General features: G+C 37.1%; 8 protein-coding genes. 5 read left to right on the plus strand and 3 right to left on the minus strand.

Annotated features, from left to right (window positions below; translation table 11 throughout):
- Window positions 1-2: 2 nt before the first annotated feature.
- Entirely contained in the window at window positions 3-1091 is a 1089-nt protein-coding gene (locus tag GGQ92_RS15010) for an FUSC family protein (protein WP_184250861.1), read from the minus strand.
- 228 nt (window positions 1092-1319) lie between these two features.
- Between GGQ92_RS15010 and bcbE the strand changes: the two genes are divergently transcribed.
- Complete coding sequence (gene bcbE, locus GGQ92_RS15015) at window positions 1320-2537, plus strand: bacillibactin exporter BcbE (protein WP_184250865.1); 1218 nt, start codon at window positions 1320-1322, stop codon at window positions 2535-2537.
- A gap of 17 nt (window positions 2538-2554) precedes the next feature.
- On the opposite strand, the gene GGQ92_RS15020 is transcribed toward bcbE, so the two are convergent.
- Window positions 2555-3847 carry a glutamate-1-semialdehyde 2,1-aminomutase gene (locus GGQ92_RS15020; RefSeq protein WP_184250868.1) on the minus strand — a complete coding sequence of 431 codons (1293 nt, stop codon included), beginning with the start codon at window positions 3845-3847 and terminating at the stop codon, window positions 2555-2557.
- Between the two features lie 165 nt (window positions 3848-4012).
- On the opposite strand from GGQ92_RS15020, the gene GGQ92_RS15025 reads away from it, so the two are divergent.
- From GGQ92_RS15025 to perR, 3 genes are all read left to right on the plus strand, one after another.
- A complete protein-coding gene (locus tag GGQ92_RS15025) occupies window positions 4013-4486 on the plus strand; it encodes a potassium channel family protein (protein ID WP_184250871.1) in 474 nt (157 codons plus the stop codon).
- Window positions 4487-4547: 61 nt separating this feature from the next.
- Window positions 4548-5018, plus strand: coding sequence for a thioredoxin-dependent thiol peroxidase (bcp, locus tag GGQ92_RS15030; RefSeq protein WP_184250873.1), 471 nt, complete (start codon window positions 4548-4550; stop codon window positions 5016-5018).
- 469 nt (window positions 5019-5487) lie between these two features.
- Window positions 5488-5919: a peroxide-responsive transcriptional repressor PerR gene (gene perR, locus GGQ92_RS15035; RefSeq protein ID WP_281380480.1), complete on the plus strand. Its 432-nt coding sequence runs from the start codon at window positions 5488-5490 to the stop codon at window positions 5917-5919.
- Between the two features lie 147 nt (window positions 5920-6066).
- Here the strand turns inward: perR and GGQ92_RS15040 are convergent, their stop codons facing one another.
- Complete coding sequence (locus GGQ92_RS15040; protein ID WP_184250894.1) at window positions 6067-6426, minus strand: YgzB family protein; 360 nt, start codon at window positions 6424-6426, stop codon at window positions 6067-6069.
- A gap of 193 nt (window positions 6427-6619) precedes the next feature.
- Between GGQ92_RS15040 and GGQ92_RS15045 the strand changes: the two genes are divergently transcribed.
- Window positions 6620-7480, plus strand: a complete 861-nt coding sequence (locus GGQ92_RS15045) for a nucleotidyltransferase-like protein (RefSeq protein WP_246384533.1) — start codon at window positions 6620-6622, stop codon at window positions 7478-7480.
- Window positions 7481-7844: the final 364 nt, after the last annotated feature.

The following is a 7844-nucleotide window of genomic DNA, read 5'->3' on the forward strand; positions in this document are numbered from 1 at the left end:
CCTTATCTAAACGGGAAGCGTCTCTTCTTTTTTGCGTCTTTACTCCAATTCAATCCATTGTGAAATTTTTGATAGCTATGCAGTAATTTTTCTAAATGAATAATTGATTTGTAATATTCAACCAATCTAGAAGCTAATGGCAATAGCGTTAACTGTTCTTTGTTGTCCTGCTCATATACCTTCATAAGAGAATCTACAAGCTGTGGTAAATCAGGATCAGTAATTTCTTGAATTGGCATCGTTTCATTTTTCTTAATTTTACCCATCGCACTTAGTAGTAAGCGTTCATGAGAATACACCATCTTGTCTAGTTCTGTGATAAGCACATCTTGGAATTCCTTCGGTATATGTTCCACCCGATGCTCGTATTGGTAAAAAGTTTGCAACGTTTCTAACGCTCGCTTTGTTGTTTGAATCATTTGACGGAAGATAATAAGCTTTCGCATTTGAGGGATGCGTTCTTTTTTTCGATAAATACGCTCCTCTCTGAATAACGCATACGTCAAATCAATATCATCTACCTCTCGCTGAATCCTTGTTAGTTCATTTCTTAGCGCTAATTCATCGGATAAATGATGGGTGGAAATCCGAAGCCATTGAAGAATATCCGATGTAATCTTATCTACTTGGTTAAATAGACGTACTTCGTGACGAGGTGGAACAAATAATAAATTTACAAGGAATGCAGAAACGACCCCCAAAGTTAACGCGCTGAATCGCAATCCTGCAAAGTGAAGTAACATCAGCTCTGTTGATTCCATAATCGATAAAACCGCAATGACAGAAATGATGGCTGTATTCTCATTCCAACGTAAATACATACAGAAACTGATGACAATCATGACGGTAAATCCAATAATAATCGGATCATTGCTAATGAAAAAGACAATTGCTGTTGCGAAAGAAACCCCAATTATATTTGCGTACATTTGCTCGAGCATTGTTTGGAAAGAACGGTATATGTTTGGTTGAATGGCGAAGGCCGCAGCCATACCAGCATATGTTGCCGACTCTAATCCAATTAAATTTGCAATATAAAGAGCAACTGCAATCGCTATTCCCGTCTTTAATATTCGAGCTCCGAGTCTCATAGCATCATCCTCAATCCATTTCCTTTACTAAAAGTATATCAGTTTTCTTCTGAAAAGGCGGTAGTAAGCATTGTATAGACTCTTTTATCTGCTTTCCCTTTGTCCTTTTAATGAAACTAATAACGATGCAAATTCCATTAATTTACCATTTGTTTCCCTAGTATGAAAAATCCATTTGGAGAAAAGCTATAATCGGTTCACAAATACAAATGAATGGCAGGGAAAGTCGTGAAAGATAAAAAGTTAGATTTATTAGCGTTAGCATCTATACCTTTGTTGATGACACTTGGTAATTCGATGCTCATACCTGTACTACCGATTATCGAGAAGGAAATCGACATTACTTCATTTCAGGCAAGCTTAATTATTACATTATATTCCTTCATGGCGATATTATTTATACCAATTGCTGGTTATTTATCAGATAAGTTTGGAAGGAAAAAAGTAATCATCCCTAGCCTTATCATTACAGCAATTGGTGGTGCAATTTCCGCCTTAGCAAGCTGGTTAATGGATGATCCTTACTGGTTAATTATCGTTGGCCGTATTTTACAAGGGTTGGGTGCTGCTGGAGCTTTTCCTGTCGTTATCCCTACAGTAGGGGATATGTTCGAGGATGAAGAAGATGTTAGTCATGGACTAGGAATTGTAGAAACCTCCAATACGTTTGGAAAAGTGCTAAGTCCTATAATTGGAGCCTTACTAGCCCTTGTAGTCTGGTTCTTGCCTTTTATATTCATCCCTGTTTTTAGTGTAATTGCCATATTGTTAGTGGCATTTTTAGTAAAAGCACCGAAAGAAAAGAAGGAAAAAGACAAGCAGACATTAAAGGAATTTTTTCAGATGATTAAAAAAGTCTTAAAGGAACACGCTAGGTGGATGATTACGGTCTTTCTGATTGGTTGTATTAATATGTTTGTCTTATTTGGCGCTCTTTTCCACTTCTCGGAGCTATTAGAGAATGATTTCGGTTATTCTGGTGTGTGGAAAGGATTTATTCTCGCGGTTCCTTTGCTCTGTTTATGTATTGCTTCCTTTTTAACAGGTAAGAAGATAGGGAATCTAAAAAAAGCGATGAAATGGACAATTGTGATTGGTAATGCGATTGCTGCTGTTCCACTTATCTTTTTGCAAGCGGAAAAATTTTGGCTTTATCTTATTTTATTATCTGCTGCTGGTGTTGGTATTGGTCTGTCGCTCCCAGCATTGGATGCGCTCATTACGGAGAGCGTTGAAAAAGATGTGCGCGGAACGGTTACTTCCTTATATAGTAGTATGCGTTTTTTAGGGGTAGCATTGGGTCCGCCAATTATTGCTCTACTCATGGAAAAAGAAGTAGGTTGGATGTATATACTTTTAGCAGCTTTATCCGGCGTTGCCATTGTAACAAGCTTTTTCGGTATAAAGCCGGAGAAAGAGTCAAAAACCCGATCCTATAAGTATTAGGCTCGGGTTCTCATCATTTATTTCGCCATTTGTGCGAATGCATTGTCGATACATTCGATGGTTTTCTCAATATCCTCTTTTGTGTGTGCAATGGTTAAGAACCACGCTTCATATTTCGATGGTGCTAGGTTAATACCTTGCTCGATCATCAATTGGAAGAACTGAGCAAATTTTTCACTATCTGTTGCCTCGGCTTCATCATAGTTTGATACTTCATGTTCCCCGAAGAATAAAGTGAGCGCACCTTTTAATCGGTTCACGGTAACATCGATTTGGTGACGCTTTGCAGCAGCAAGCATACCTTCCTCTAATATTGCCCCAAGTTCATCTAACTTTTTGTACACATTCGCATCTTCTAATACTTCGAGGCAAGCTATACCAGAAGCCATTGATGCAGGATTACCTGCCATTGTACCAGCTTGATAAGCAGGACCTAATGGTGCTACTTGCTCCATTACATCTGCGCGACCACCGTATGCGCCGATTGGCAGGCCACCACCAATAATTTTACCCAATGCTGTCATATCTGGTTCAACACCAACAAGCCCTTGTGCTGATCCGTAAGTAAATCGAAAAGCAGTAATTACTTCATCAAAAATTAATAAAGCACCCGCGTTATGTGCGCTTCGTTTTACTTCTTGTAAGAAGCCTTCCTGTGGTTCGACAATTCCAAAATTACCTACAATAGGTTCTACTAAAACAGCTGCTACCTGATCTCCCCAATGCTCTAAAGCCTCATGAAAAGCATCTAAATTATTAAAAGGAACAGTAATCACTTCATTTGCTGTAGATTGTGGAACACCAGCGGAATCAGGATTTCCTAGTGTAGATGGACCAGATCCTGCCTGAACTAATACGGCGTCAAAATGACCATGGTAACAACCAGAAAACTTAATAATCTTGTCACGACCGGTAAACGCTCGAGCAACACGAATTGTTGTCATGACCGCCTCTGTTCCAGAGTTTGTAAACCTCACTTTATCCATAGAAGGAATTGCTTCTTTTAATTTCTTGGCAAATATATTTTCTAGCTTTGTTGGAGTCCCGTATAGTACGCCATTTGCAGCTGCTTTTTGAATCGCTTCTGTAATGTGTGGATGAGCATGTCCTGTAATAATTGGCCCATATGCTCCTAAGTAATCAATGTATTGATTTCCGTCGACATCCCAAAAGTAAGCACCATTTGCCTTTTCCATATAAATTGGAGAGCCACCACCAACCGCTTGATACGCACGGGATGGAGAATTCACTCCTCCGACAATATGCTGTAAAGCTTCACTATGTAAAGCTTGAGAATTCGTTCTTTTCATTATGTAACCTCCATCTATCCAAATTCCAATTCTCATTATATCACGGGGAAAGCATAGATGAACAACTGTTGCTTGTCCAACTATTTATACAAATCGGACATGACTTGTACGGTGCTTACGTATAATGAACCAATGAGAAAATTGCTTGATATAGGAGGTTGCCGTTTGATTGCTACTATATCGATATGTTTGATTATCGTATTAGTACTTGGTAGTTTATATGCCTTTATATTTGGAAAAGTCCATCAGCACAGCTATTTTTCATACGAAATATTTTTTACTTTATTAATCGTTTATTTTATCGTTCTATCGAGCTTCGCTTGTTTATATTTTATTTTATCCTTTCAAGGGGTAGTTTTATTAGAGAATAATGAGTTGCAAGTTTTATCACCATTCGAAACATTTGCACATTCTTTTTACTTCAGTGGTGTTACATTAATGACAATAGGCTATGGGGATATTACACCAGTAGGATGGGGGAGGCTGCTTGCGTTAATCCAGTCCTTGATTGGTTATATCTTACCTCCAGCATTTTTTTTGAAAATTTGGCAAGGCAAAAGTGAAGAACACATCCAGCAACGTATGGTTGTGGAAGAAAGTGTACAGGCTGAAAGAAATTATTCGAAGCTGTCGAAATAGTTGAGAGTTCCTCCTTTTTCAAGTACCCTTAATGTATAGACGAATCTTGGAGGGATGTAAGATGTCAGTAGTAGTTGGACAAGCAGTACAAGATTTTGAATTAAAAAATCAGCACGGTAACTCAGTGAAACTATCGGATTATAAAGGGAAGCACGTTGTTCTTTATTTCTATCCAAAGGACAATACGCCTGGCTGTACAACGCAAGCGTGTGATTTCCGTGATAACCATGAAAAATTTCAAGGATTGGATGCCGTTATCCTCGGCGTGAGTCCAGACTCGGAACAAAGCCACCAGAAATTTATCGAGAAGCATGATTTGCCATTTGAATTGTTAGTAGATGAAGAGAAAGAAGTAGCAGAACAATTTGGAGTATGGCAATTGAAGAAAAACTTTGGCAAAGAATACATGGGAATTGTTCGATCTACATTTATTATTGATAAAGACGGCGTTCTCCGTAAAGAATATCGTAAAGTAAGTGTAGACGGACACGTGGAAGAAGCACTTAACTTTATCAAAGAAGAACTAAACTAAAAGTGGGCAGCTATTGCTCACTTTTTTCTATAGGTAGGAATATCGGATTGTACATGCCTAACATTAGATATTTACATCTAACATGAGATTGTACACTCTGAAGATTAGATATTCGCGATTAACATTGGATTCAGTACTCTGAAGATTAGATACTCAAAATAAACATCAGATTGTGACTGTCTAACATTAGATATTACAAACAACTTCCGTTTTCCGCACCTAAGAAACTCATCTGCAACTCCTGAAATAATGTATTATCTAATAATACAACCACTAATGTGTGCATAATAATCTATATAGGAGAAAAAATAGCGATGTATTGACAAAACCGCTATCAAACAAGTACACTATTTATAAGAATTATAATTTAATAATCGTATCAATACAGAATATAGGTAAATTAGAATCATAACTAACATAGAAAAACGGGAAAGTGAGGTGCATGACGGTGTCAGGACATTCCGAACATATGCTCCAAGATGCAATTGAGAAATTAAAAGAATCAGGTGTACGTATTACACCACAGCGTCATGCGGTATTAGAATTTCTTATAGAAGCTGAAATTCATCCAACTGCTGACGATATATATAAAGCATTGGAAGGTAAATTTCCGAATATGAGTGTTGCTACAGTATATAATAACTTACGCGTCTTTCGTGAACTAGGCCTAGTACGAGAATTGACATATGGAGATTCTTCGAGCCGTTTTGACTGGAATACAACGAAACACTACCATATTATCTGTGAAAGCTGTGGGAAAATAGTCGACTTCCATTATCCAAGTTTAGATGAAGTCGAGTCATTAGCAGAACAAGTAACAGGATTCGATGTAAGTCACCATCGCATGGAAGTGTACGGTGTTTGCCAAGAATGTAAACATGAAAAGCACCAAATTATTTAATGAGGGGACACGCGTTGCTCACTTTGCACGTGTGTTTTTTTATTTTATAGAACGATGAGACGAAAGTGCGGTGAAGTTCAGACACGAAATCTCTACTTCGATCCGTTGTTAAAACATTTTCCAACCATTAAAAAAGCCACTGATTGCTCAGCGGCTCTTCTTTTTGCTATTATATTTCTCATCAAACTCTTTACCTTCTAAACTTTTATCCATTGTAAGAGGTTGGCGACAATGCATACAAGCATCTACGCGACCAAGCATTTTTGTTTGCTTCTCACAGGTAGGACACACAATCACAACGGCTCGCGTTGATAACATTCCAATCCAGAAATATACGACGGTACTCAACACAATCGAAATGGTACCTAAAATCATCAAAAGAAGCATGAGCCATTCAATATTCCTAAATAATAAGCCTACATACATAATGATAAAACCAATAAATACAAGGCTTAAAGCAAAGGTACGAATCCTGTTAATCTTACTTCTATATGTAATATCAGCCATATGAAAGCCTCCATAATAAAGAACTATTTCTTCGAACAGTATAGCATACACCGCATTATCTGGCTATTTGGGTAATCGAAACTTCTCATTTTCGTAACAATTTTAAAATATTATATGTCATAAAAAAGGTTTTTTTGCCGAAATAAAGAATATTAATTAATAGAGATAAGAGAGGATGAATGATGTGGATGATATGTTACGCCAGCTCTATCAACAGAGAGCTAGCAATCCAAATACACTTGGGATTTTAATGATGGAAAAGAGAAGACGGGTTAGCCCCGAAACAGATAATTTTGATTACATATTATTAGTTATCGTACAAGCAGCCACAGATAAATGGGCAGTAGAGCATTATCTAATTAATGAAAAACTTGTTGCTGTTCATATAGTAGATAAAGAATTGCTTACTCAATGGATTCGAACGAGTCGTTATCGTCGCGCATCAGAGTGGATGATTAATGGGAAGGTTCTATTCGATCGAAATGAGTATGTAAAAAATTTAAAGGAAAGATTACGATTGTTTCCAATGGATACACGTAAACTGCGTTTAGCAATCGAGTTTTCGAAAATAACACGAAGCTATAGTGAGGCGAAAAATCTCTATGAAACCGGAGATTATTTAGATGCATACAGTGCTGTTGTCCAATCTCTTCACTATTTAGGCAGAATTGCAGTTATTGAAAAAGGATTCTTCCCTGAAGTTGTTGTGTGGAATCAAGTGAAGCGAATTGATCCAGAAGTCTATAAAATTTATGAGGAACTACTTAGAAATACAGAAGAATTGAAGAAAAGAGTCGAGCTAATGTTAATAGCGCTAGATTTTGCTTTAAATGAAAGAACGGAAGTTTGTTCACAGCATTTAATAGAAATAATGAGTGAACGTAAAGAACCCTGGTTGTTTGCAGAACTGAAAACAGAAAAGCGGATTGAACCTTATATGTATGATTTAGTAAGTATGCTGGAGTATTTAACGGAGAAGAGTTTAGTCAAGGTAGTAGAAGAAGCAACGGACTATGAAGTAATTTTGGCTCGGAAATATTCAGTGATTGAGTAGAAGAGGGAGCTCTTCTACTTATCCTTTCTTCCTATAATATATAGACTTGAAACGCGATTAATGTGAAAGAAGAGTTTTTAAGTGAAATAAGAATTTTAGCATAAAGTGTTGACATTGATTAAGAATAGATGTTATATTATAAAACGTCGCTTCAATAAGTGACATTCACTTCTCCGTTAAAGGATGCTGAAAAAACTTTTAAAAAAGTGTTGACCTCATCTTGAAATGGTGATATGATATATAAGCTGTCGCAAAAACAGCACGAGCAATTGATCATTGAAAACTGAATCAAACAACGAGTAAGAAATATAAGCAATATGCTAGCTTTTAAGCGAGCAAGGTCAGATGTCGAAACATCGGCATC

It is taken from the genome of Gracilibacillus halotolerans, from assembly GCF_014206945.1.
GTDB lineage: Bacteria > Bacillota > Bacilli > Bacillales > Amphibacillaceae > Gracilibacillus > Gracilibacillus halotolerans.